This is a genomic window from Synechococcus sp. WC10meta (genome assembly GCF_047461475.1).
In genome coordinates, this window is record NZ_JANSHF010000005.1 from 1 (window position 1) to 22,793 (window position 22,793).

21 protein-coding genes are annotated in these 22,793 nt (G+C 58.6%); 14 read left to right on the plus strand and 7 right to left on the minus strand.

What is annotated here, in order from left to right; translation table 11 throughout:
• The first annotated feature begins 352 nt into the window (after nucleotides 1-352).
• Both rpsN and NW804_RS03550 read left to right on the plus strand, forming a co-directional pair.
• Complete coding sequence (gene rpsN, locus NW804_RS03545) at nucleotides 353-658, plus strand: 30S ribosomal protein S14 (RefSeq protein WP_414406312.1); 306 nt, start codon at nucleotides 353-355, stop codon at nucleotides 656-658.
• Between the two features lie 74 nt (nucleotides 659-732).
• Complete coding sequence (locus NW804_RS03550; protein ID WP_414422879.1) at nucleotides 733-1,365, plus strand: ribonuclease D; 633 nt, start codon at nucleotides 733-735, stop codon at nucleotides 1,363-1,365.
• A gap of 15 nt (nucleotides 1,366-1,380) precedes the next feature.
• On the opposite strand, the gene ald is transcribed toward NW804_RS03550, so the two are convergent.
• A complete protein-coding gene (gene ald, locus NW804_RS03555; protein ID WP_414420828.1) occupies nucleotides 1,381-2,472 on the minus strand; it encodes an alanine dehydrogenase in 1,092 nt (363 codons plus the stop codon).
• Between the two features lie 75 nt (nucleotides 2,473-2,547).
• On the opposite strand from ald, the gene NW804_RS03560 reads away from it, so the two are divergent.
• Nucleotides 2,548-4,434, plus strand: coding sequence for an AMP-dependent synthetase/ligase (locus NW804_RS03560; protein ID WP_414422880.1), 1,887 nt, complete (start codon nucleotides 2,548-2,550; stop codon nucleotides 4,432-4,434).
• Between the two features lie 10 nt (nucleotides 4,435-4,444).
• Here the strand turns inward: NW804_RS03560 and NW804_RS03565 are convergent, their stop codons facing one another.
• The gene (locus NW804_RS03565; protein WP_414420826.1) at nucleotides 4,445-4,765 is read right to left on the minus strand and encodes a hypothetical protein; all 321 of its coding nucleotides are present in this window, start codon (nucleotides 4,763-4,765) and stop codon (nucleotides 4,445-4,447) included.
• A gap of 152 nt (nucleotides 4,766-4,917) precedes the next feature.
• Between NW804_RS03565 and NW804_RS03570 the strand changes: the two genes are divergently transcribed.
• From NW804_RS03570 to NW804_RS03600, 7 genes are all read left to right on the plus strand, one after another.
• Nucleotides 4,918-5,811 carry a radical SAM/SPASM domain-containing protein gene (locus tag NW804_RS03570; protein ID WP_414411107.1) on the plus strand — a complete coding sequence of 298 codons (894 nt, stop codon included), beginning with the start codon at nucleotides 4,918-4,920 and terminating at the stop codon, nucleotides 5,809-5,811.
• A gap of 14 nt (nucleotides 5,812-5,825) precedes the next feature.
• Complete coding sequence (locus NW804_RS03575; RefSeq protein ID WP_041436669.1) at nucleotides 5,826-6,599, plus strand: hypothetical protein; 774 nt, start codon at nucleotides 5,826-5,828, stop codon at nucleotides 6,597-6,599.
• A 264-nt stretch (nucleotides 6,600-6,863) separates the two neighbouring features.
• On the plus strand, nucleotides 6,864-7,415 hold the full coding sequence (locus tag NW804_RS03580; protein ID WP_414422881.1) for a phytanoyl-CoA dioxygenase family protein: 552 nt from the start codon (nucleotides 6,864-6,866) through the stop codon (nucleotides 7,413-7,415).
• Nucleotides 7,412-8,200, plus strand: a complete 789-nt coding sequence (locus tag NW804_RS03585; RefSeq protein ID WP_414422882.1) for a TylF/MycF/NovP-related O-methyltransferase — start codon at nucleotides 7,412-7,414, stop codon at nucleotides 8,198-8,200. Before NW804_RS03580 ends, NW804_RS03585 begins: the two co-directional genes overlap by 4 nt.
• A gap of 9 nt (nucleotides 8,201-8,209) precedes the next feature.
• The gene (locus NW804_RS03590; RefSeq protein ID WP_414422883.1) at nucleotides 8,210-9,433 is read left to right on the plus strand and encodes a class I SAM-dependent methyltransferase; all 1,224 of its coding nucleotides are present in this window, start codon (nucleotides 8,210-8,212) and stop codon (nucleotides 9,431-9,433) included.
• Complete coding sequence (locus tag NW804_RS03595) at nucleotides 9,430-12,123, plus strand: tetratricopeptide repeat protein (protein WP_414422884.1); 2,694 nt, start codon at nucleotides 9,430-9,432, stop codon at nucleotides 12,121-12,123. The genes NW804_RS03590 and NW804_RS03595 overlap by 4 nt, the downstream gene beginning before the upstream one ends.
• Nucleotides 12,124-12,291: 168 nt before the next feature.
• Nucleotides 12,292-13,629 (plus strand): (Fe-S)-binding protein, encoded by a 1,338-nt coding sequence (locus tag NW804_RS03600; RefSeq protein WP_414422885.1) that lies wholly within the window; start codon nucleotides 12,292-12,294, stop codon nucleotides 13,627-13,629.
• Here NW804_RS03600 and NW804_RS03605 read toward each other — a convergent pair whose 3' ends face one another.
• A complete protein-coding gene (locus tag NW804_RS03605) occupies nucleotides 13,630-14,574 on the minus strand; it encodes a DnaJ C-terminal domain-containing protein (protein ID WP_414395011.1) in 945 nt (314 codons plus the stop codon).
• 140 nt (nucleotides 14,575-14,714) lie between these two features.
• On the minus strand, nucleotides 14,715-16,607 hold the full coding sequence (gene dnaK / locus NW804_RS03610) for a molecular chaperone DnaK (protein WP_414409726.1): 1,893 nt from the start codon (nucleotides 16,605-16,607) through the stop codon (nucleotides 14,715-14,717).
• A 630-nt stretch (nucleotides 16,608-17,237) separates the two neighbouring features.
• Here dnaK and speA point away from each other — a divergent pair.
• Nucleotides 17,238-19,163 (plus strand): biosynthetic arginine decarboxylase, encoded by a 1,926-nt coding sequence (gene speA, locus NW804_RS03615; RefSeq protein ID WP_414405228.1) that lies wholly within the window; start codon nucleotides 17,238-17,240, stop codon nucleotides 19,161-19,163.
• A gap of 261 nt (nucleotides 19,164-19,424) precedes the next feature.
• Here speA and NW804_RS03620 read toward each other — a convergent pair whose 3' ends face one another.
• The 3 genes from NW804_RS03620 to NW804_RS03630 form a co-directional block, all read right to left on the minus strand.
• Complete coding sequence (locus NW804_RS03620) at nucleotides 19,425-19,670, minus strand: GlsB/YeaQ/YmgE family stress response membrane protein (RefSeq protein WP_414420824.1); 246 nt, start codon at nucleotides 19,668-19,670, stop codon at nucleotides 19,425-19,427.
• Between the two features lie 341 nt (nucleotides 19,671-20,011).
• Entirely contained in the window at nucleotides 20,012-21,316 is a 1,305-nt protein-coding gene (locus NW804_RS03625) for a metallophosphoesterase family protein (protein ID WP_414405229.1), read from the minus strand.
• A 40-nt stretch (nucleotides 21,317-21,356) separates the two neighbouring features.
• The gene (locus NW804_RS03630; protein WP_414412443.1) at nucleotides 21,357-21,680 is read right to left on the minus strand and encodes an RNA recognition motif domain-containing protein; all 324 of its coding nucleotides are present in this window, start codon (nucleotides 21,678-21,680) and stop codon (nucleotides 21,357-21,359) included.
• Nucleotides 21,681-21,975: 295 nt separating this feature from the next.
• Here NW804_RS03630 and NW804_RS03635 point away from each other — a divergent pair, with 295 nt between their 5' ends.
• Genes NW804_RS03635 through NW804_RS03645 form a run of 3 tightly spaced genes read left to right on the plus strand, consistent with a single transcriptional unit; the run spans nucleotide 21,976 to nucleotide 22,782 of the window.
• A complete protein-coding gene (locus NW804_RS03635; protein ID WP_414395003.1) occupies nucleotides 21,976-22,152 on the plus strand; it encodes an NblA/ycf18 family protein in 177 nt (58 codons plus the stop codon).
• Between the two features lie 6 nt (nucleotides 22,153-22,158).
• Entirely contained in the window at nucleotides 22,159-22,473 is a 315-nt protein-coding gene (locus tag NW804_RS03640; RefSeq protein ID WP_414395001.1) for a DUF2499 domain-containing protein, read from the plus strand.
• Between the two features lie 3 nt (nucleotides 22,474-22,476).
• Nucleotides 22,477-22,782 (plus strand): DUF3593 domain-containing protein, encoded by a 306-nt coding sequence (locus NW804_RS03645; protein WP_414395000.1) that lies wholly within the window; start codon nucleotides 22,477-22,479, stop codon nucleotides 22,780-22,782.
• Nucleotides 22,783-22,793 lie beyond the last annotated feature (11 nt).

Sequence of the window (22,793 nt, forward strand, 5' to 3'; positions counted from 1 at the left end):
AGACGGAGCCAACTTTAGCCTAGGCAAAGTGCCTACCAGAAAAGATGTACTCGCAAGCCTACTCGCTCAGCCCATCTACGTCGAGGCAGAAGGTTGGTTATGCCACAAAGTGGCCAATTGTCCGGTGAATCAAGGACTAGAGGAGAACCCCGCCTGCAGTACCAGCTCCATCCCTGCTAGGTAATGGCGTAGCATCCGCCAGCACTTCGCGGCCAGCAGCAGCGGTGGCTTGCAAGCACCACGCAGGCGGCAATACTAGCGTGCCCCTAACCCATAGGCAGGCTCCCCTTGCTGCCAGTTGCCCCTGCTCGTTATCCTAGTAGAGCTGAAAAATTGGGGAAACAGGTGAGCCGTGGCTAAAAAAAGCATGATCGAGCGGGAGAAAAAGCGCCAGCGCTTGGTTGAAAAATATCGCGAAAAGCGCCAGCAATTGAAGGCAGCGCTGGCTGATCCCAACCTCGACCAGGCCACCCGCATGGAGCTGCATGCCCAACTGCAAAAGCTGCCGCGCTCCAGCTCGCCCACCCGCCTGCGTAACCGCTGCTGGAAAACGGGCCGTCCCCGCGGTTACTTCCGGGATTTTGGCCTCTGCCGCAACAGCCTGAGGGAGATGGCTCACCGCGGCCTGCTACCTGGCGTGGTCAAAGCCAGCTGGTAGCCCAGATGGGCTGGAGGCTGCTGGCAACTGCTCTGGAAAAGCAAGCACCTTCTCTGCCCTGAGGGGAGCTCCCCGTGGCCCTGAAGCCCTTCCAGATTTGCGACGACGATCTCACCCCCGACCTGGTCAAAGCCCTGGCCGGAGAAGCCTACCTGGCGGTGGACACAGAGACGATGGGCTTGATCCCGCAGCGGGATCGACTCTGTGTTGTGCAACTTGCCAACGCTGCCGGTGAGGTGGTGCTGCTGCGGTTTAGCCGCGGCGTCAGGCAGGCCCCTCTCCTAGCCAAGCTGCTAACGGATCCCGGCATCGAGAAGATTTTCCACTATGCCCGTTTTGACCTGGCCATGCTGCGCTACCACCTGGGGATCCAAGTCTGGCCGGTCTTCTGCACCAAGATTGCCAGCAAACTGGCTCGCACCTACACCAGCAAGCACAGCCTCAAAGATGTGGTGAGCGAGCTGTGCGGGGTCGAGTTGAACAAGGCAGCCCAGAGCTCTGACTGGGGAGCTGTCCATGCCCTCTCGGCGGAGCAGTTGGAGTACGCAGCTAACGACGTCCGCTACTTGATCCCGGTGCGCCACAAGTTGGCCCAGATGCTGCAGCGAGAGGAGCGCTGGGAACTGGCGCAGCGTTGCTTCCAGCACCTTCCCACCCTCGTCGAGCTGGATCTGCTGGGGTATAGCAACGTCTTCGAGCACCAGTAGTGGCAGCCTCTAAAGCTAGTTGGCCAAGTCGGGGAAAGTAGCCCGCACGGCGGGGTGGATGAGCTTGCCGGAGCGAATGTTAAGCCCTTTGGCCAAAGCTGGATCTTGTTCCAGGGCAGCGGCCAGGCCAAGGTTGGCCAGCTTGAGAATGTAGGGGAGCGTGGCATTGACCAAGGCTTGGGTTGAGGTCCAGGGAACAGCCCCTGGCATGTTGGGAACGCCGTAGTGCAACACGCCGTAGGCTTCGTAAACCGGCTGGGCATGGGTGGTGGCCCTAGTGGTGGCAATGCAGCCTCCCTGATCCACCGCGACGTCCACAATCAGGGATCGGGGCCGCATCTGGGCCACCAACTCCTCCCTCACCAAAATCGGCGCCCGCCTGCCCGGCACCAGCACCGCTCCCACCACGAGATCGGCCTTGCGAACGCACTCCTCGATGGTTTGGGGGGTGCTGTAGAGCAACTCCACTCGCGATCCAAAGATGAGCTCCAGCTCGTTGAGCCGCTGCAGGTTAATGTCCAAAATCTGCACCTGCGCTCCCAGGCCAACGGCCACTTTGGCCGCCTCTGTACCCACGGTTCCTCCGCCCAAAATCACCACTCGTCCCGGTGGCACACCTGGGATCCCGCCCAGCAGTACGCCTCGCCCCCCCTCTTGGCGGGTGAGGTAGTGGGCACCAAATTGCACCGAGAGCCGCCCAGCAATCATGCTCATGGGCATCAAAAGAGGCAGGGAGCCATCGGCCAGCTCCACTGTCTCGTAAGCCAGGCAGGTGGCCCCCGAACGCAGGAGGGCTTGGGTGAGCTCGCGGCTAGCCGCCAAGTGCAAGTAGGTAAATAGGATCAGATCCGGATGGAGCAGCGGATACTCTGCAGGCAGGGGCTCTTTCACCTTCACCACCAACTGCTGCTGGTAGATCTCCTCAGGAGTAGCAGCCAGCCTGGCCCCCGCCTTCTCATAGTCCTCGTCAGTAAAGCCGGCTCCCTGGCCCGCTTGAGTTTCCACCCACACCTGGTGCCCCTGCTCAGTCAAGACCCGCACCGCCGCTGGTGTTAGGCCGACGCGGAATTCCTGCTCTTTAATCTCCCTGGGCACGCCAATGCGCATAGGGATCCCTGGAGGACTGCCTTCGAGTTTGTGCGCGCTCTGTTAAAGTGTAAGCGTGATTTACGGCCCGGATCTGTGACCGTTGTCTCCGCTGCTGCTACACCCGCTGCCCCAGAGACGACTCTACTCAACGTCTGGCAAGTCCTAGCCGAGAAGTTTGCTGACCAGCCTGCCCTCAGGGATCCCCATGCCCAGCCGGTCTTTGAGATTTCCTATGGGGAACTGTTCCGCCGCATTCAGACGCTGGCTGCTGGCTTACAGGCTTTGGGCATTCGCCCTGGGGATCGGGTAGCCATTTTTGCCGACAACTCCCCCCGCTGGCTGATGGCGGATCTGGCCACGCTGTTTACAGGAGCAGTCAATGTGCCGCGCAGCGCCGTAGCGGATCCAGCGGAGCTGGGCTACATTTTGCGTCATTCTGGGAGCACCGCTTTGATTGCCCAGGATGTGAAGACGCTGGCACGGGTTCGGTCAGTTGTGGAGGAGCTGGGTCTAGAGCGGCTGCTGCTGCTTTCGGACGAAGAAGAGCCAGGAGTAGTGAATTTTTCTCAGTGGCTGCAAACAGGGCGAGAACACCGCTACGAGCCCCCCAAGTTGGAGCGATCCCAGTTGGCCACCATCATCTACACTTCCGGCACCTCCGGTCAGCCCAAGGGGGTGATGCTCAGCCACGGCAACCTCATGCACCAGGTGGAGAACTTGGGCGCGGTCGTACAGCCCCAACCGGGGAACAAGGTGTTGAGCATTCTGCCCACTTGGCACTCTTATGAGCGGGCTTGCGAGTATTTTCTCCTTAGTCGCGCCTGCACGCTGGTCTATACCAGCCCCCGCTTTATCAAACAAGATTTTCAACAGGAGCAGCCCCACTATTTGGTGGCAGTGCCGCGCATTTGGGAAACCGTTTATGAAGGGATCCAGCGGCAATTCAAAGAGAAAAGCCCCCTCCTGCAGTGGCTAATCCGTGCTCTGATGGCTGTCAGTGAAAGCCATGTGCTCTCTGGACGGATAGCTCGCAACCAGTCAATTTTGCATTACGGAGTCAGCCCCTGGGTGCGCCTACAGGCTCGCTGGCAACATTGGCTGCTCTGGCCCCTGCATCGGCTGGCCGATTGGCTCATCTACCGCAAGGTGCGACAAGCACTAGGCCCCAATTTTCAACATGCTATTAGCGGCGGCGCATCCCTACCTGCCTATCTGGATCTGTTCTATGAAGTTGTTGGGATTTCCATCTTGAATGGCTACGGCCTCACGGAAACCTCGCCAGTGCTATGCGCGCGGCGTCCTGACAACAACGTGCGCGGTACGGCTGGCCCACCGCTGCCAGGGACGGAGTTTCGCATTGTCGATCCGGAAACCCGGCAGCCCTTGCCCCCTGGCCAAAAGGGGTTGATCCTGGCCCGTGGCCCGCAGGTGATGATGGGCTACTACAACAATCCAGAAGCCACCGCTAAAGTTCTCAGCTCTGATGGCTGGCTTGAAACCGGGGATCTAGGCTGGCTCACTCCCGACGGCCAACTGGTGATCACCGGCAGGGCCAAGGATGTCATTGTCTTGCGCAACGGCGAGAACATTGAGCCACAGCCACTGGAAGATGCCTGCCTGCAATCTCCCTACATCAGCCAGATTGTGATCGTCGGGCAAGACCAAAAAAAATTGGCTGCCCTCATCTACCCCAACCTCGACGCCCTCAAGGCCTGGGCTGCTGAGCAAGGGATCCCTACTGCCGAGACCGAGCTGCTCGTTCACCCGCAGGTGCGCCGCTTCATCTTGCAAGAAGTACGCCGCCGCATCCAAGAGCGCCCTGGCTATCGGCCCGACGAGCAAGTTGCTGACTTTCGCTTCTTGCCAGAGCCCCTGAGTGTGGAAAATGGCCTCATGACCCAGACGCTGAAAATTAAGCGCAACCCTGTGGCGGAGCGCTACGCTCACCTCATCGAGGAAATGTACCGATCTTTGAAGTAGGGCCAGCCTTCTAGGTTTGGGATCCCCGTTGTTGCTCCAGGTAACGCCGGAATTGCTCCGGCGGGATTGCCCCCCGGTAGGCCCCACAGTAGTAGAGCGTCAGCACTGCCTTGTAGGCCCAGTCGGTCGGCACCACGTCTGGGAAAGGGCTGGGCAGCGTATCGGCTTGGTTGGCGGCGCAGGCTTGCAAAATCCGCTCCGTGGTGAGCTGTTCTGCCAAGTCCGGAGGGAGCTCCCGCAGGTTAGCCTGGGCCAGAACCGCTCCCGGCAGGCACAAGCTGGCGAGGGTCGCCGCCCAAAAAGCGCGAGTGAAGAGGTGTTGCCAGTTCATGGCTCTCCAGAGGGAATAGTTCGGACAAGTTCTCTAGGTTAGAATTACCGCAGGCAGCAGCGTTCCTGCTAGGGGTGCGAAGCGCCCACACGGGGGAGCCTGTTGCAATGTTTTAATGAGTAGACAATTGCATGCTGCAGAAGGACAGTGAGATGAGCACAATTCCGCCGAACTTGCTGGACTATCAGCGCAGAGCTCTGGCGATGCGGGAGAGTTCATACATTGACTTTCCAGCTCATGTCCATCTGGAAACGATGGCACGTTGCAACGCTGCCTGCAACTTTTGTCCCTATTCTTCACTGGAAAGAAAGGGAGCAAAGATGGATGATTCTCTAATAGAAAAAATTGTCAATGACCTCAAAGACATTCCGCGTCTTCATCGCTTTCAATTAAGTCCTTTTAAGGTTAATGAGCCATTTTTGGATACACGGATCTTCGATTTGCTTACATATCTTCAGTCTGAGCTACCGCACGCTACCATCACCTTGACTACCAATGGCTCCCTCATCAACGAGCGGATTGTGGAACGATTAACACAGTTTCCCAATCTTGGTTACCTGTGGGTTAGCTTCAACGATCACCGCCCAGACGAATACGAGGCAACGATGAAGTTGCCCTACAGACGGACTCGCGAAAGCCTGGACAGACTTCACAAAGCAAAAGCTGAGGGACGCTTGCCAATGCGCATTGTGCTATCCCGTGTTGGAGACGGCACAGCAGCTGATGAGGATTTCATTACCTGGGTAAGGACAACGTATCCATTGTTCGAAGTTAGCATTTTTCCGCGCATGAACTGGCTTGGCCAGGTCGATGTGTCGCCTCCCACGGCACCGCCCATAGCCTGCACTCGCTGGTTTGACATATCAATCACGGCAACGGGTGTGGTAGCCCACTGTTGCGCCGATGGCCAGGCACGCTACCCCATAGGCAACGTTCGGGAGCAGCATGTCCTCGACATCTACAACAGCCCAAGCTATCGCCGACTGCGCGCGACGGTGGACAACCGTCTGCAGGTAGAGCCATGCCGCTGCTGCAACTTCCTTTAAACAAGGAGAGATCCATGGCTATCACTGCCATCGAATACGTTCTATTTAGCCAAATGCGGCAACAAAACGCTATTCCGCTTGGAGGCGACTGTTTGGAACTGGGCGAGGCCAACTGGTACGGCGACGTGGCTGTCGAGCAGCTTGGCCAAGACATTTATCGCTTTGCCAAAGAGGAAGAACGTACTGCCCTCTTCCGTCAACTTGATGAAATTACTCAGGCTAAGCGCCCTGGAATGCTGTTCGAGATCGCCAAGGTCTTTTGGCGCACCTTCTGGCAGCCACGTTCGATGACAGCGGTGGATCTTCATGGCACGGAGGCAGCTCTCAAGCTGGATCTCAATTTCCCTATCGAGTTGCCTCAGCGTTACCATGCTGTTTTTAACCTTGGCACAGCCGAGCACATCTTCAATATTGCCCAGGTGATGAAAACCATACACGACTACACGCTGCCTGGTGGCCTAATGATCCACGGTCTGCCATTTACCGGCTGGCTCGATCACGGTTTTTACAACGTGCAGCCGACCTTTTTCTGGGATCTAGCCCAGGCAAACAGCTACACGATAATGGCCTATCTCTACGTCGAGTATAATCCACTGAAGTTCGTACAGCTATGGAAACGCGAGGATATCCTCGAACTGGTCACTAAAAACCAGATTGGCCAAAACGCCTTGCTTTACTGTGTTCTGCGCAAGCCTGCTGAAGATCAACCGTTTTGCTTTCCGATTCAGGGCTACTATGCCGGCACTCTCTCCCAGGAGGCAGCAGAGGCTTGGAAGACTTTACGATAAGCGAGGGTGAAAATGAAGCGACTCAAGGAGCAATTTGCAGAACTTGGCTATTGCCATATTCCCCAGTTTGTTCCGCCTGTCTTGCTGAATGAATGAGCAGACGACCTGCACTGGCTGGTCGCTACCCAGCTTAAACGATTTGGCCTTGCAGCAAGTGAAGAAAGTGACCCTGTGCGTCGTTTGTCACGTTCACTGATCGCTCTCTGGAGAGCCAAGCCAGAGGCGCAGTCTTGGATTTACGAGGAGGTCAGTCGGCGGCCTTGGATGTTTGAGCTGGCAAGTAGCCGTTTGCTCACCAGTTGGGTTATGGAAGTATTGGGCAGCGAGCGCATTGCCATCCATCCCCGCCTGCTCATGATCATCAGCATGCCTGGCCACGAGTGGCATGTTGCCTACTGGCATCAGGATCGTTTCTACGGCCCACACGTACACGTAGTGGCCTACATTCCGTTACAGAATACCGGTGCCTTTAATGGCGGGTTGATGGTTGCACCTGGCGAGCACAAGCGAGGCCTGATGCCGCACGCCCACAATGAGGCACTGAGTGGAAAGAACAAGTGGATTACGCTTCCGCCAGAAGTCATTGCTTCGTTTAAGGAACAGCGTCAGCTCGAACTGATGGCGGGCGACCTGGTTCTTTTTGACGGACTACTGCCGCATTCGGCCAACGTGAACTACAGTGAGGATGTAAGGTTCGCAGTTACGCTGCGCTACACTGATCTGACCGATCCTTTCTTTATTGAACGAGGCTGGCGCTGGGAGGATTTGGCAGAAGAAGGACGGAGAGCACTTGCCAGAAAGGAGAACGCCCCATGAGCGGCAATGGCAATCCATTGAGCGGTATGATCCGTGAGTCATCTAACCAAAGCGAAGCCAATATCAGGTGCCTGGCAGAACTGGAGCGCTACTGGGCCGAAAGCCCGGGCAGTGCCAACGTCAAGCTGGAGAATTTTACCAAATATGTCACACGGGAAAGCCTGACCAAGTTTTTGGCGCGTGCCGAGGTGTTCCAAAAGCAATTGCATGTTCATGGCTCAGTGGTTGAGATGGGGGTTGCCCGTGGCGCCAGCCTCATGACGTGGTATCACCTAAGCTCAATCTTCGAGCCAACCAATTACCTGCGCGAGATCATCGGCTTTGACACCTTCACTGGCTTTCCAGAAGTGTCCGAAGTCGATTTAAGAGGCCAAGCAGTCTCTGAACATACCCGCGTCGGTGGCTTCGCCGTCGAAAGCGGCATGGCCAACGACATTATGCGTGCCGCGTCCATCCATGATTTGACGCGCTTTCTAGGGCACATACCCAAACTAAAGCTGGTTGAGGGCGATCTGCGTGTTACATTGCCCAAGTATCTTGAAGATAACCCCCATTTGGTTGTCTCTTTGCTGCATCTCGATGTCGACCTCTACGAGCCGACAAAGCTAGCGCTGGAGTTGCTTGTGCCACGCATGCCAAAGGGAGCTGTGATCTTGTTCGATGAGCTCAACATGCGTCAGTTTCCGGGTGAAACACTGGCAACGATCGAGGTGCTGGGCCTCCGCAATCTCCGTCTCTTTCGCTTCCCTTACGCGACGAGCATGTCTTATACTGTGCTTGATTAAGTGTAGAGCATGACTCCTCTTTATACGGATCCCTGTCCTGCCTGTGGCGAATCAGTGGCTCACCCTTTTTTTGACGGAGGGGCTGCGCCACTTGCCATATTGGGCTGGCCACGTACTGAAGAGGAGGCACGGGCCATGCCCCCCTATCGGCTTGACTTTGTGCAGTGCCTCGCCTGTGGCCATGTCTGGAATCGCGCCTTCCGCTATGAGGATGTCCCGTACGGCAGTCAGCCGAACCTCATGTTCAACGCCGGGGTCTTGTGGAACCGGCATCTGGCGCAACTGGTCGATGAGGTGCTGACCCGCCTACCTGAGAACCCAACCGTGGTTGAGATTGGCTGCGGTTGTGGTCACTTTCTGCGGTCTTTGGCTGCTCGCCGGCAAGGGCGGTACATTGGATTTGACCCTCACCAACCGGACGACTTCCCCAGTGAGTTTCAATTTGAGGCGCGGCTTTTTGACCCTGTTGAAGATCTGCTGCACCTCCAGCCGGATCTGGTGGTGATGCGTCATGTCCTGGAGCACTTTAGCCAACCAGCAGCCTTCCTACAGCAGTTGGCATGGGCTGCAGGTTGCTGTAGAAAGACTGTGCGCCTGCTTGTTGAAGTGCCCTGTATCGACCGGGTCTTTACCACAGGGCGACTGGTGGATTTTTACTACGAACACCCCCAGCAGTTTAGCACTGAGTCGCTGCGTGCCCTGCTACAGCGCGTCGGTGCAATTGTGAGCTTGTGGCACGCCTACGATGGGGAAGTGGTGTTGGCCATCGTTGAGCTGCAGCTACCGCTAGCCTGGCGGCTCCGGGCTGAAGCAGCAGCCAAATTTGAGCAAGGCAGCCAAGAGGCTCGCCGCAAAATTGCTGCCCAGCTTCAAGAGCTGGCTAACAGTGGCCTGCGAGTTGCCCTCTGGGGAGGCACGGGGAAAGGGGCAGCCTTCATGCACCACTTTGGGGTTAAGACCAATTGGCTTACCTGGGTTGTCGATTCCGATCCAAACAAAGTTGGCACCTATGTTGCCGGCGTTGGCCAGCAAATTGTCAGCCCAGAGGAGCTGAAAACGCAGACCCCAGACGTGGTCATCATCCCAACCCAATGGCGCGCCGCTGACATTGTTGCCGAGATGGCTAGGCTTGGGATAGAGCCCAAGCAGGTGCTTATCGAGCACCAAGGGCAACTAGTCGACTACTGGCATTCTGCTCATCCCTATGCCTTGCCCAAACTAGAGGGCCGATGATGGAGCTAAGCAACCTTCTGCAGCAAGCTATTGACCACCACCAGCAGGGGCACCTGGAAGAAGCAGAGCGGCTCTATCGGGCCATCCTGCAGGTTGCCCCCCGCCACCACTACGCCCACCACCTTCTGGGCCAACTTGCCCGTCAGCGGGGGCAGCCCCGGTCGGCACTGTCCCATTTGATGACGGCAGTCAGCGCCAATCCAACGGTTGGTCAATATTGGCTAGCTTTGGTTGAAGCCCTGCTGGAGTGTGGTGAATACGGGGAGGCCGAGCGGGTTCTTGCCGAAGCGTGCGCCCACGGTTTGGAAGGGCCCGCTGTTGTCGAGCTAACTGCGCGGCTAGCGGCCGCCACCCTGAAGGGAGAAGCTCCCTCTCCTGACCCTCTGCCAGCAACGCAGCCCCCCACCGAGGAAGAAGCCAGCGAGCTACAGGAAGCAGCAGCTGCCTGCAACAGTGGCAACCTAGCCCTTGCTTTGGAAAAAGCCCAGCGGCTACTTGCCAAAAACCCAGGTCTTGCCCTGGCCTGGGCCATTATTGCCCGGGTGCGCTGGGCACAGGGGGAGGCAGTGGCAGCGGAAGAGGCAGCTCGGCGGGCTCTTGCCATTGAGCCCAATCAGCGCGAGGCCCTGCTTGCCCTGGCCCTATCTCTTTATGCCCAAGAGCGCTATGAGGAAAGTGAAGCTCTCTTCCGGCAGGCACTGCTGGCTTATCCCAAGGATGCCGAGATATACAGCAGTTTTTCAGCTCTGTTGCAAAAGATTGGCAAATGGCCTGAAGCGCAAGCGGTTGCCTTGCGGGCAATTGAGCTTAACCCAACCTATGCCGACGCTTGGGTCCACTATGGAAGTGCGCTGTTGGGAAGTGGCGAAAGGGAGCGAGCTGCAAGCGCCTACCAAGCGGCACTGCAGTTCAACCCACAGCGGGTAGAAGCACTCTACTGCCTTGGACGATTGGCCGCAGATAACTATGACTTTCCCAAGGCGCTGGATTACTTTGACAAAGCCCTAACCCTTTGTCCCCACTTTGTTGAGAGCCTCCTGACAAAGGCAGAAGTCTACGAGCTTTTTGACCAACTCCAAGAAGCAGAAAGCTGTGCGCGCCTTGCCCTGCAGAAAAAGCCGCACCACTTCGACGCCCATCTAGCTTTGGCCTTTGCTTTGGCAGCTCAAGGAAAGGATGGGGAAGCTGAGGAAGTGTTACAGGCGGCCCGCCAATGTAGACCCCAGCCCTCCGATGCGGCCGAGCAGATCCTTGCCACCCAGATTGCGGGTCGGCTTTACTTACCATCCATCCCCGAGTCCCAAGCGGCCATTGCCCACTGGCGAGCTCGCTATCGGGAGGGCCTTAACGCTCTGCTGGACCTGCCTGGAACCTTGACCGACCCAACCCAATACTTCAGCGGCGGCTTTCGTTCCTTCTACCTTGCCTACCACAACGCCGACGACCGAGCGCTCATGGAAGGTCTCTGTCGGCTCTTTCGGGCTAAGGCGCCGCAGTTGAACTTTGAAGCGCCGCATGTTGCCCGCTGGCAGTTCCCTACAGGTCGGCGCATCCGGGTTGGCTTTTGCTCCCAGTTGCTTGTCAACCACACCATCGGCAAGCTCTACCAGGGCCTTCTGGTTCAGCTTGACCGTTCCCGCTTTGAGGTCATCCTCATCTACCCACCACAAGCCGGGCGTGACCAACTGCGAGCTAGGTTGGAAGCTGCTTGCGACCGAACGGTGACCCTCAGCGGTCGACTTCCCCAGTGGCAAGCACAAGTTGCAGCCCTTGAACTCGATGCCCTCTTCTACCCCGACATTGGCATGTGGCCATCCACCTACTTTCTGGCCTATGCGCGGCTTGCGCCTGTGCAGATGGTTAGTTACGGCCATCCGGATACCACCGGCATCGATACAGTTGATTACTTCCTAGGGGGAGATGCGCCGATGGAACCGGAAGGAGCAGAAGCCTACTACAGTGAGCGCTTGGTGCGTTTTACCCGCCTCCCCTTTTGCTACCAACTTTTCAGCTTGCCAACGTCAATTCCCTCCCGCACAGAACTGGGCCTGCCAGAGCACGGCCGGCTCTACGGCTGCCCTCAAGCTTTGTTTAAGCTGCACCCTGACTTCGACGCGGTGCTAGCAGCCATTGCTGAGGGCGACCCCGAGGGCCACATTGTCATGATTGAGGACCCCACCAAGGCTTGGAGCGAGCAGCTCAGGGCGCGCTGGGCAAAGAGTGCCCCTATCCTCAACGAACGGGTCTGCTTCCTGCCGGGCCAGCCGCTTGATCGCTTCATGGCTTTGGTGGCCCACTGTAATGTTTTGCTGGATCCCATTCATTTCGGCTCAGGCAACACTCTCTACGAGTCCATGGCTTACGGCAAACCAATTGTCACCTGGCCTGGGCGCTTTGCCCGTGGGCGTTTTGTGGCAGCAGCCTACGAGCAGATGGGGATCGCCGAGATTGCGCCTATTGCCCCCTCCATCGAGGACTATGCGCCCACAGCCCTTGCTTTTGCTCGTGACCAAGAACGCTGCCTCGCTTTTGCCAGCAAGGCTGTAGCAGCAGCCAAAACGCACCTGTACTGCGACCTAGGGGCGGTGCGTCAATTCGAAGCCTTCCTCCTAGCGGCGCTGGAAGCGGCTGCCCAGGGCGAGAAGCTGCCAAGTGGCTTCCGGGTGCCGCCTCCCAAGGGCGGGAGCTGACCTTTTTGGGAGGCTCTGGCCAGGCCTGGCAGCTTTGCTCTGCCGTGGGATGTAATCAGCCCCCTCACTCTGGGATTAAGATGCAGAAAAACTGCAGGCAGGATCGCAAGCTGCCAATGGTCTCCCTGCATGGCCATGTAGAGCTGAGAGCGCGATAGGTCGAAGCCAATGAGTTTATCGCAAGGGCCGGGTTTTGATGGGGTGGATCCCCCGGATCCGAAGCTGATCGATGCCTGTGTGCATTGTGGGTTTTGCCTGACCACCTGCCCCAGCTATCGCGTCCTCGGCAAGGAGATGGACTCACCTCGGGGCCGCATCTACCAGATGGACGCCCTCAATCAGGGCCAAATCTCTCTCTCAGCGGCAGTGGTTTCCCACTTCGACACGTGCCTGGGCTGTTTGGCCTGTGTAACGGCTTGCCCCTCGGGGGTGCGCTACGACCAGCTGATTGCCGCTACCCGACCTCAGATTGAGCGCAACTACCGCCGCAACCTCTGGGATCGACTGTACCGCCAGTTGATTTTTTTCCTCTTCCCCTATCCGGAGCGGCTGCGACCGCTGCTCTGGCCCCTCTGGCTCTACCAAAAGATGGGGATCGGCGCCTGGATCCGCAAGGGGCTGGAAAAAATCTCCCCGCGGCTAGCGGCCATGGAATCGCTGCTGCCCCCTTTGCAGGTGGAGCACCTTTTGCCCAAGCGCTATCCGGAGCGGATCCCGGCGGTGGGCGAGCGCCGCTTTCGCGTGGGGCTGATTCTTGGCTGTGTGCAGCGCCTGTTTGCCCCCCAGGTAAATGAGGCCAGCATGCGCGTCTTAACCCACAATGGCTGTGAGGTGGTGATCCCACCTGCCCAGGGCTGTTGCGGAGCCTTGCCCCACCACCAAGGGCAATTGCAGCAGGCGAAAACTCTGGCCCGCCAGATGGTGGATGCTTTTGCCGGCTACGAGTTGGATGCCATTCTCATCACTGCCTCTGGCTGCGGGCATACGCTGAAGGAGTACGGCAACATCCTGGGTAAGGATCCCCACTACCAAGAGAAGGCAGCCCAGTTTGCGGCCAAAGTCAAGGACATCCAGGAGTTTCTTGCTCAGGTGGGGTTGACCGCTCCTCTCCATCCGCTGCAGCCGGATCCCTTGGTGCTGGTCTATCAGGATGCCTGTCACATGCTGCACGGGCAGCGCCTTAGCCAGGAGCCGCGCCAACTGCTGCGGCAGATCCCGGGCCTAGAGCTGCGGGATCCCGTCGATGCTGCTCTCTGCTGTGGCAGCTCCGGCGTCTACAACCTGCTGCAACCCGAGGTAGCGGACGAGCTGGGATCCCAAAAGGTGGCCAACCTCCTCAACACCGGCGCCCAGGGGATTGTCTCCGCCAACATCGGCTGCCGCTTGCAAATCCAAAAGCACCTGCGCCTGCAAGGCAAGGCTGGGATCCCCATCTACCACCCCATGGAGCTCTTGGACCGGGCTCTCCAACCGCCCACTCCAGAGCTAGCCAAGGCAACTGCCTAGCTAGAGCTTGAGAGCGGCGCGGGGATCGTAGGACTGGATGCGCTGCAGCTTTTCGTAGAGCTCTCGTTCCTCCTCCGAAAGCCGCGTGGGCAAATAGATCTGAACTACCGCGTAGAAGTCGCCTCGCTCCCCGTTGCCCTTGGGAAAGCCCCGCTCTGCCAAGCGCAGCTTCCGCCCTGGTTGCGTCCCTGGCGGGATGCGCAGCTTCACCAGCCCGTCTAGCGTGGGCACCTCCACCTGGGCGCCTAAGACCGCCTCGCTGGGACTAAGCGGCAGGTCGCAGTAGACGTCAAACCCCTCTAGGCGGTAGAAGGGATGCTCCTTCAGCTCGATCTTGAGGTAGAGATCGCCAGCACCCCCGTTGGGTTTGGGGTGGCCCTGGCCGCGCAGGCGAATCCGCTTGCCCGGCGTGATTCCCGGTGGGATGCTCACCTCAAGCACGCGATCCCCGCCCACCCGCAGGCGGCGCTTTCCCCCCTCAAACGCTTCCGAGATGGAAAGGTGGAGGGTGGCCTCCGCGTCGTAGTTGGCATTGGCCGAAGGACTGCTGCGGTCTTTGCCAGAGCTGCGCACTCGCCCTAGCAGTTGATCGATAAAATCCTGAAAGTCTTCAAACTGGTCGAAATCGACGCCCCCTCCCCCCAAGCCAAAGTCCTCGCCAAAGGAGCTTTCGCCAAAGGGGCTGCTGTAGGTCTCTCGCCGGTAGCGAAAGCCACCCTGCTGGTGGTACTGGCTGAATTGGTCGTACTGCCTGCGCTTGCTGGGATCGGAGAGAACCTCGTAGGCTTCGTTGATGTCTTTGAACTTTTCCTCAGCAGTTTTGTCGTTGGGGTTGACGTCTGGGTGGTATTTCCGCGCCAAGCGACGATAGGCCTGCTTGATCTCCTCAGCAGTGGCTGTCTTGCTAACCCCCAGAATTTTGTAGTAGTCCTTGAAGCTTTGCATGGAGGCATCCGCAGGCAGAGGGCTACCAACCCCGAAGAAGGAAGGAGGCGGGCTAGTGACCCTTGCCCATTCCCTCCCTCCTCCTGTTGAAACTGGCACCAGAAGCCGGATCCCTCCTTCCTAGAGGGATCCCGCAGGGGTTACTTGGCCTCAGTGAAATCGGCGTCAATGACGTCATCGCTGCCGCCGGCAGTCTTCCCTGCGCTAGCAGTGGAGCTAGAGGAAGCGCCAGCTTGCTGATAGAGCTCGCTGCTCATGGCGTAGAGAGCCTCCTGCAGCTCCCGCTCCTTGCTTTGGATGGCGCTGTCGTCATCGCGCTGGATGGCCTCCCGCAGCTCCCGCACCAGGGTTTCGATTTGGCTGCGCTTGCTGGAGGAGATCTTGTCTCCCAGCTCCTTCAACTGCCGCTCGGCCTGGTAGGCCAGAGAGTCGGCCTTGTTGCGGCGCTCGATTTTCTCGCGGCGAGCGCGGTCTTCGGCGGCGTATTTTTCCGCCTCGGCAATCATCCGCTCCACCTCTTTGCTATCGAGCGTGGAGGCGCCGGTGATGGAGATGCTTTGCTCCTTGCCGCTCCCCCTGTCTCTAGCCGTTACCTTGAGGATGCCGTTGGCGTCGATATCAAAGGTCACCTCAATTTGGGGCACACCCCGAGGAGCGGGTGGGATCCCTTCCAGCCTGAAGCGGCCCAGCGATTTGTTGTCGCGAGCCAACTCCCGCTCCCCTTGGACCACGTGGATTTCCACCGAGGTCTGCCCATCTTCCGCTGTGGAGAAGATCTCCGACTTGCGGGTGGGAATGGTGGTGTTGCGCGGGATCAGCTTGGTGGCGATACCGCCCAGGGTTTCTACCCCCAGCGACAGGGGAGTGACATCCAAGAGCAGCACGTCTTTGACCTCGCCCGCCAGCACCGCGGCTTGGATGGCAGCGCCGACAGCCACCACCTCGTCGGGGTTGACGGTTTGGTTGGGCTCCTTGCCCAGCAGTTCCCTCACCAACCGCTGTACCGCCGGAATGCGGGTGGAACCACCCACCAGCACCACTTCGTTGATGTCAGCCTTGGTGAGCTTAGCATCCCGCAGGGCCTGCTCCACCGGACCTTTGCAGCGCTCTAGCAGGTCGGCGCAGAGGTGCTCAAAGTGGGCGCGCGAGAGCTTCAGCTCCAGGTGCTTCGGACCGTCGGCGGTGGCAGTGATGAAGGGCAGGTTGATGGTGGTCTCCAAGACGCTGGACAGCTCAATCTTGGCTTTCTCCGCAGCTTCTGTTAGCCGCTGCAGAGCCTGCCGGTCTTGCCGCAGGTCGATCCCTTCCATGCGCTTGAACTCTTCGGCCATCCAGTCGACGATCTTCTTGTCGAAGTCGTCGCCGCCCAGTTGCGTGTCGCCGCTGGTGGCTTTCACCTCAAAGACCCCATCTCCTACCTCGAGAATGGAGACGTCGAAGGTACCACCGCCCAGGTCAAAGACAAGGATGGTCTCGTTGGTGCGCTTATCCAAGCCGTAGGCCAAGGAAGCCGCTGTCGGCTCGTTGATGATGCGCAGCACCTCCAAGCCAGCAATGCGGCCTGCATCTTTGGTGGCCTGCCGCTGGGAGTCATTAAAGTAGGCAGGCACGGTAATAACGGCTTGGGTGACCTGTTGACCCAGGTAGCGGCTGGCATCTTCGACCAGCTTGCGCAGCACCATGGCCGAGATTTCCTCGGGGGCAAATTCCTTGTTCATGCGGGGTGAGTACAACTTGACATTGCCCCGCTCATCCCGCCGCACCTGGTAGGGAACCCTCCTGGCCTCGGCGCCCACCTCGTCGTACTTGCGCCCGATAAACCGCTTGACGGAGTAAAAGGTGTTCTCGGGGTTGAGCACTGCCTGGCGACGAGCCATCTGACCCACCAGGCGCTCCCCATCCTTGGTAAAGGCAACTACCGAGGGTGTGGTGCGGCTCCCCTCGGCATTAGCAATAACCGTGGGGACACCCCCCTCCATTACGGCGACAACCGAGTTGGTTGTGCCCAGATCAATTCCTACAACTTTTCCCATCGGCTCCTTCTTCTCCTCTTTGTGTGTACAGGACTTCGGTTACCGCCGCCAGCCCATCCGCTTGTGGGGTAGCTTGGGCAGCCAACTTGCGAAAATCTGGCAAAGGCTTAGCCATTTCCTGAGCCGATCTTAACCAGGTGGTTGGCAACGCTAGGGCGAGAATGCCGCCCATTTCTGGGGGTTGAAAAGCCGACCTATTACGGATCTCCGTACCTGCGGGGTTGGGGAGTCGAAGCTTCGGGGGTGGGGAGAAAAACTCATCCAGGGCCGCCACCGCAAGAGTTGCAGGCCCAGACCAACTTCACGTCGCCAATCACCCCTTTGCTGAGGAGCAGCCAGGCGTTCGTGCCCTTCCCCGCAGGGTTACAGCGGGGATCCATCGAGGCAAAAAAGAGCATTAGTGAGAAAGACTAAGAAAAACAGCAAAAGAAAGAGAAAGAGAGAGCTTGCCGCTAGAGCCTTTTTCAAGGAGCTCTCAAGCCCAAAGCCTTATCTGGCAAGGCTTAGGCGGTTTCCGGCACAGCGTCCCTGCTTGAGAAAAATCTTGACGCCTTCTGAAATAGAGCAATATATTGTGGATTCTGTGCGGAAATCCTGCGCTGTTCACATCTCGGTAGCTGGGGGACTGCTATGCCGACTTTGACTCGTTCTCCCTGGACACTGCGAGACAGCGAAAAGCTCTATCGCATCTGCTACTGGGGGGAGCCCTACTTCCGTATCAACGCCGCCGGTCATGTGGAGGTAACCCCACAGGGCCTACAGCAGCAGGAACCGGGCATTGACCTGTACCACCTGGTGAAGGATCTGGTGGCGCGGGGTTTGCAGTTGCCGTTGTTAATTCGCTTTCCCGAGATTGTGGCTGACCGCATGCGGCAGCTTTGCCAGAGCTTTCAGCAGGCCATTGAGCGCTTTGGCTACCCCAATGTCTATCGGGGGGTTTACCCGGTCAAGGTGAACCAGCAGCGCCACCTGGTGGAAGAGGTGGTGAAGCACGGTCGCGCCTACCATTTTGGCCTGGAAGCGGGATCGAAGCCGGAGCTGTTGATTGCCCTAGCTCTACTGGACACTCCCGGGGCTTTGCTAATCTGCAATGGCTACAAAGACCGCGACTTTATGGAAACGGCCCTCTTGGCCCAGCGGCTGGGGCGCACGCCCATCATCGTCCTGGAGCGGCTGCAGGAGCTGGAGCTGGTGCTGCAGGCTGCCGAGCACCTGGGCATTGATCCCATGCTGGGGGTGCGGGCCAAGCTTTCTACCCAAGGCAGCGGGCGCTGGGGCACCTCGGCCGGGGATCGGGCCAAGTTTGGCCTTACAGCGACGGAGATTTTGCAGGTGGTGGAACGGCTGCGGGAAGTCGGCAAGCTGCACTGTCTGCGCCTGTTGCACTACCACATCGGCTCGCAGATCTCGATGGCGAGTGTGCACGGGCGGGCTGTGCGGGAGGCCAGCCAGATCTACATTGAACTCGTCAAGCTGGGGGCGCCGATGGGCTACCTGGATATCGGCGGCGGCTTAGGGGTTGACTACGACGGATCCCAGTCCGCCAGTCATTTCTCCCAGAGCTATAGCGTCGAGGACTACGCCGCCACCGTGGTACAGACAGTGCTGACCACCCTGCAGCCGCATGGGATCCGGCCACCGGTGCTGGTTACCGAAAGCGGGCGGGCCTTGATGTCCCACCAGTCGGTGTTGGTCTTTGACGTGCAGGATGTCAATGTGGCTAGCCCCTACCCCATGCCTACCCACCTCACCTCCAATGCAGAGGTGATCCAGAAGCTAAACCAGCTTTACTACGAGATCCGGCCCGATACCCTAGTGGCCGATTATCGCCGCTGCCAGGAGCTAAAAGAAGCTGCCCTGCGCCAGTTCATCGAGGGATCCCTCAGCTTGCAGGAGCGGGCCGAGGTGGAGCGGCTGTTTTGGAACTGCTCCGACAAGATCTGCACCTTGGCCTACGAGCAGTACCAGGCAGGACAGCCCGTGGCTGTAGATCTCCTGGAGCTGGACGAGATGCTGGCCAGCATCTACTACGGCAATTTCTCCCTGTTCCAGTCCCTGCCGGATAGCTGGGCCATCGGCCAGGTCTTTCCCATCATGCCCATCCACCGTCTGGACGAGGAGCCGCGCCAATGGGCTACCTTGGCGGATCTAACCTGCGACAGCGACGGCAAGATCAACCGCTTCTTTGGCGAAGACGGCCAAATCACCTCGGTCTTGCCGCTGCATGATCCCGACGGGCAGCCCTACCTGCTGGGGGTGTTCTTGGGGGGTGCCTACCAGGAGATCCTGGGGGATCTGCACAACCTCTTTGGCGACACCAACGCGGTGCATGTCCGCACCCGTCCTGGCGGCTATCACGTCTCCCAAGTGATCAAGGGAGACACGATTGCTGAGGTGCTGAGCTGGGTGCAATACACCAGCGAAGACCTGGTGGAAGCCCTGCACCACGCCACTGAAGCCGCTCTACAAAGGGGGCAGATCACTCTAGAGCAGGCTAGGGCGCTGCAGCAGCACTTTGAAGACAACCTGCGGGCCTACACTTACCTGCACCGCTAGCTGCCCCTCTGCCATCCCGGCTTTAGCTCGTGGGGGTGGTGGGGGTAGCTGAGCCCTGCGCTGTACTCAGTGCCGGGAGTAGGTCACGGAAGAGGGGTGGGCTCTATGGCCCCCTTTTTTTAATGACAGCTTCCGGCCTGAGCAGAGGTGCTCCTTACCCGGCAATCTGAACCAGACACGGGTTTGATCCACAGCCAACCAAAAAAAGCAGCGTCACGTCAGCCATCCCTGCCCGCTGGCGACGTACCCCCCTTGGAGAAGTTAAGCCCGGCGAAGAAAGTTGAGCAACGCCAACAAAACCAGAGCCCCAACGGTTGCCATCACCAAGTTCCCCAGCAGACCCGTAGTCCATAAGCCGAGCAAGTTGAAAAGGTATTCTCCCACAACTGCTCCGCAAATGCCGACAATGATGTTACCGATCAGGCCAAAACCGTAGCCGCGCTGGATAGACCCTGCCAGCCAACCGGCAATTGCCCCGATCACTAGAGATCTCAGTACGCTTTCCATGCCCTTTGCTCCTTCTTTTCTCGAGACAAATCCACTCCACCTCCAGCTTCTTTCGAAGTCGAGGCGGAGCCTGGCAGTGACATGATAACTGCAGGGATCCCTTGCTTTCCACGGCTCCCCAGCTCTACAAAAGGAAAGACTGGCAGGGTGAGATCTGCCAGCCTAGGTTAGTTCCCTGGAAGTGAGCTGAGAGCGTCGTTGCCAACGACTTCAACCCAGTTCCAGTCTCTGCCGTTTCCCCCCCCTCCCGAAGTGATCCGGATCACGCGGCAAAGGTTCTTTAGAAGCGGCCCTGCTCCCCACCTCTGACCGACAAAGGTCAAAGCAATGGAGGCAGAGCCCTAGAACAAGGGCAATTGCTGCTCTTCCCAGTCGGCGGGGCTTGGAGGATCCACCTCCTCCTCGTTGGCATTCCCTTCCGGCAAGGGATCTGCTGCTTCCGCCAGCAACTGACGGGCAGCCGCCAGCAACTCGTTGCGCAAAGGGGCCAGATCGCTGCGGTCAGCTAGATACTGCTCCAGAGCCGTCAGGGGCTCTAGATGTCTGGGATCCAAGCCCGGCAAGCGGATGCGGCCAGGGCTGACCACTTCTGGGGCAATGGTGTAGCTGAAGGCAGGGGCAAGGGCTTGGTGCAGAGCCCGCTCGTCAATGCCATCGAGCTGGTCGGGGCGAAGGCGGTAGATGAGGCGTAGGATGGAGCCGGCTACAGGGGCCTTGGCAATGGCCTCCAGGAGTTTGGCTTGCACTTCTTGGGGGGGATAGGGGGTGAGATCGAGGCGGATGGTGTGAAAGGCGCGGGCGGGCAAGGGCAAAAATTCGTAGCTTGCTCCTGTGGCCGTAACCTCTGCCACTACGCAACCTTTTTCCTCTTTTTCCTCCCCGAAGTCCACCCGCTCGATGCTGCCGGGATAGATCACCAAGGGATCCCGACAGAGCACCTGGTGGCAGTGCACATGCCCCAAAGCTACGTACTGGTAAGCTGGCCGCGCCAGCAACCAGAGGGGCACCGTCAGGCCTTTGCCTACCGAAAGATGCCGCTCGGCCCCGTGGCGGGCTGTATCTACCATTACATGGGCTAGTAAAATTGCCGGGATCCCGGGCCGTAACCTGCGGGCCTCCCCTTCCAGCGCCAGATCCAAGCGCTGTAGCAGCTTCTGGGTCAGCCCTTCAGGGTCAAGGCCCAAGCCCTCTTGGCGGGCCAGTAGGGTGGAGCGGTTTAGCCAAGGCAGGGTGGTCACCTGGACTGGGCCGCTGCGAGTTTCAATCCAATGGGTCTGCAGCCGATCCCCGACGACAAACCCCGCCACCCCTAAGGCCCGGTAGATGGCTAGGCTGTTGCCCTCCTGGCCCTGTCCGTATTGGTCGTGGTTACCCACCAAGAGAACGGTCGGGATGCCGGCATCAGCCAACCGGCGAAACTGCTGGGCAAAGAGTTCTTGGTGCCGAGGGGGCGGCGTCGCATCGGGAAAGGCATCTCCCCCAAACAGAACTAAGTCCACAGCTAGATCGAGGGCAAGGTCAATGCACCGCTGCAAGGAAGCCACAAAATCCTCCAAGCGGGTGTTCAGTCCCGTGGCCGGGTTGATGGAGCCGTAGGCTAGACCACTGCCCAAATGGACATCGGAAAAATGCAACAGCCTCACCATCTCAGCCGCCCTTCTCTAAATTCCAGGCCCAGCCTGGGATCTAAGTCTCTCGGCGCGGCCGGGCCCACTCTAGCCGCAAGGGCCGACCCATAAATTCCTGACCGTTGGCAACGTTAATGGCTTCTTCTTCCTCCGCCTTGGTGGCCAACTCCACAAATGCAAAACCCCTTGTCTGGCCGGTTTCTCGGTCTCTCGGGATCGTAACCGACTTAACGTTCCACCGCTGCTGGAAGAAGGCTTTGAGCTCTTCAGTTGAAGCTTTATAGTTTAGGTTTCCCACAAAAATGGTCATAGCAATGTAAGAAGGCAAGGCACAGGTCAGGAGGAGCAGCAGCCCCAGCTCAAGGTACTTCACTTCTACCATGGCGCCTTGCTCGCTTGCCCAAAATAACAAGACGTAAAGGGATCCCTGCTCAAAAAGCTTCGCATCTCCCTATCCGAAATGCGCCCTCGTCAAATCTGTAGAACTGGACTTTTTCTGCTACTTCGTTGAGATCTCCCTCCCCCACCTAGCTACCAGGACTTGGCATCTTATTGCAGCTTGTTAAGGGAGATTGTTAAGATATGTGTTATCCTGACTGCGTCGCGCGTCAGGGGCAGGTTTGGAATAGCCCAAAGCAAGTCTCTGACCTACCCCCAAGCCTCTCGAGGTGACGATAATGGAGGAAACGCCAGGTCTTTCTTTGGAACAAGAATTTCGCCAGCGGGCTTTTGAGATGCTGGTGGCTCGCATGAGTCCCGAGCAAGCTAAGGACATCCTGGTCAAGCTGCACAAGCAAATGCTGCTGCAGGAGGCCACCTATCGCCAGTTGCTGCGCCAGTTCCTCAACGCCTAGGGGTGTATGCATGCCCTTTCATTTCCCACCTGGTGGATTCACGTGGCCAGCGTCTTGGAGTGGCTGGCGGCCATCGTTTGGGTGTGGCAGTTTGGGGAGCGAACGGGGCGCCCCGAATGGCGAAGCCTGAGCTGGGCGATGCTGCCGGCGCTGGTGGGAGCCATGTGTGCCATTACCTGGCACTGGTTTGACAACGACCCCAACTTGGAGGGGCTGGTGACTGCTCAGGCTGGGTTTACCCTGCTGGGCAACTGTACGCTGGCGTGGGCAGCCTACCGCATTTGGCGAGCCGAGCAGGCGGAGGAACGAGATCCCAGCTAAGCAATGAACAGCTTGTTTGCTCTCTCTCTGTTTCCCTACTTGCTCTTTTTGTTCTTCCTGTCGCGGCTGCGCCGGATCCCGCGCTTGGCGGTGGCGGGCTTTTGGCTGCTGCTGCTTTTTGTTGCCGTCAGCATCCCAGCAGGGTTGTACGCCCAGAAGCACTACGGCACTTCTTTAGCCAATGTGGATCCCCTCCATGGAGGGGCAGAGGCTTTTCTCACTCTCTCCAACATTTTGGTGGCCTTGGGCTTCAAGCAAGCCCTTGACCAGAAGGCCCAGGGATCCCCGAACAGCCCTGAGCAGTCGTGAGTCCTCAGGCC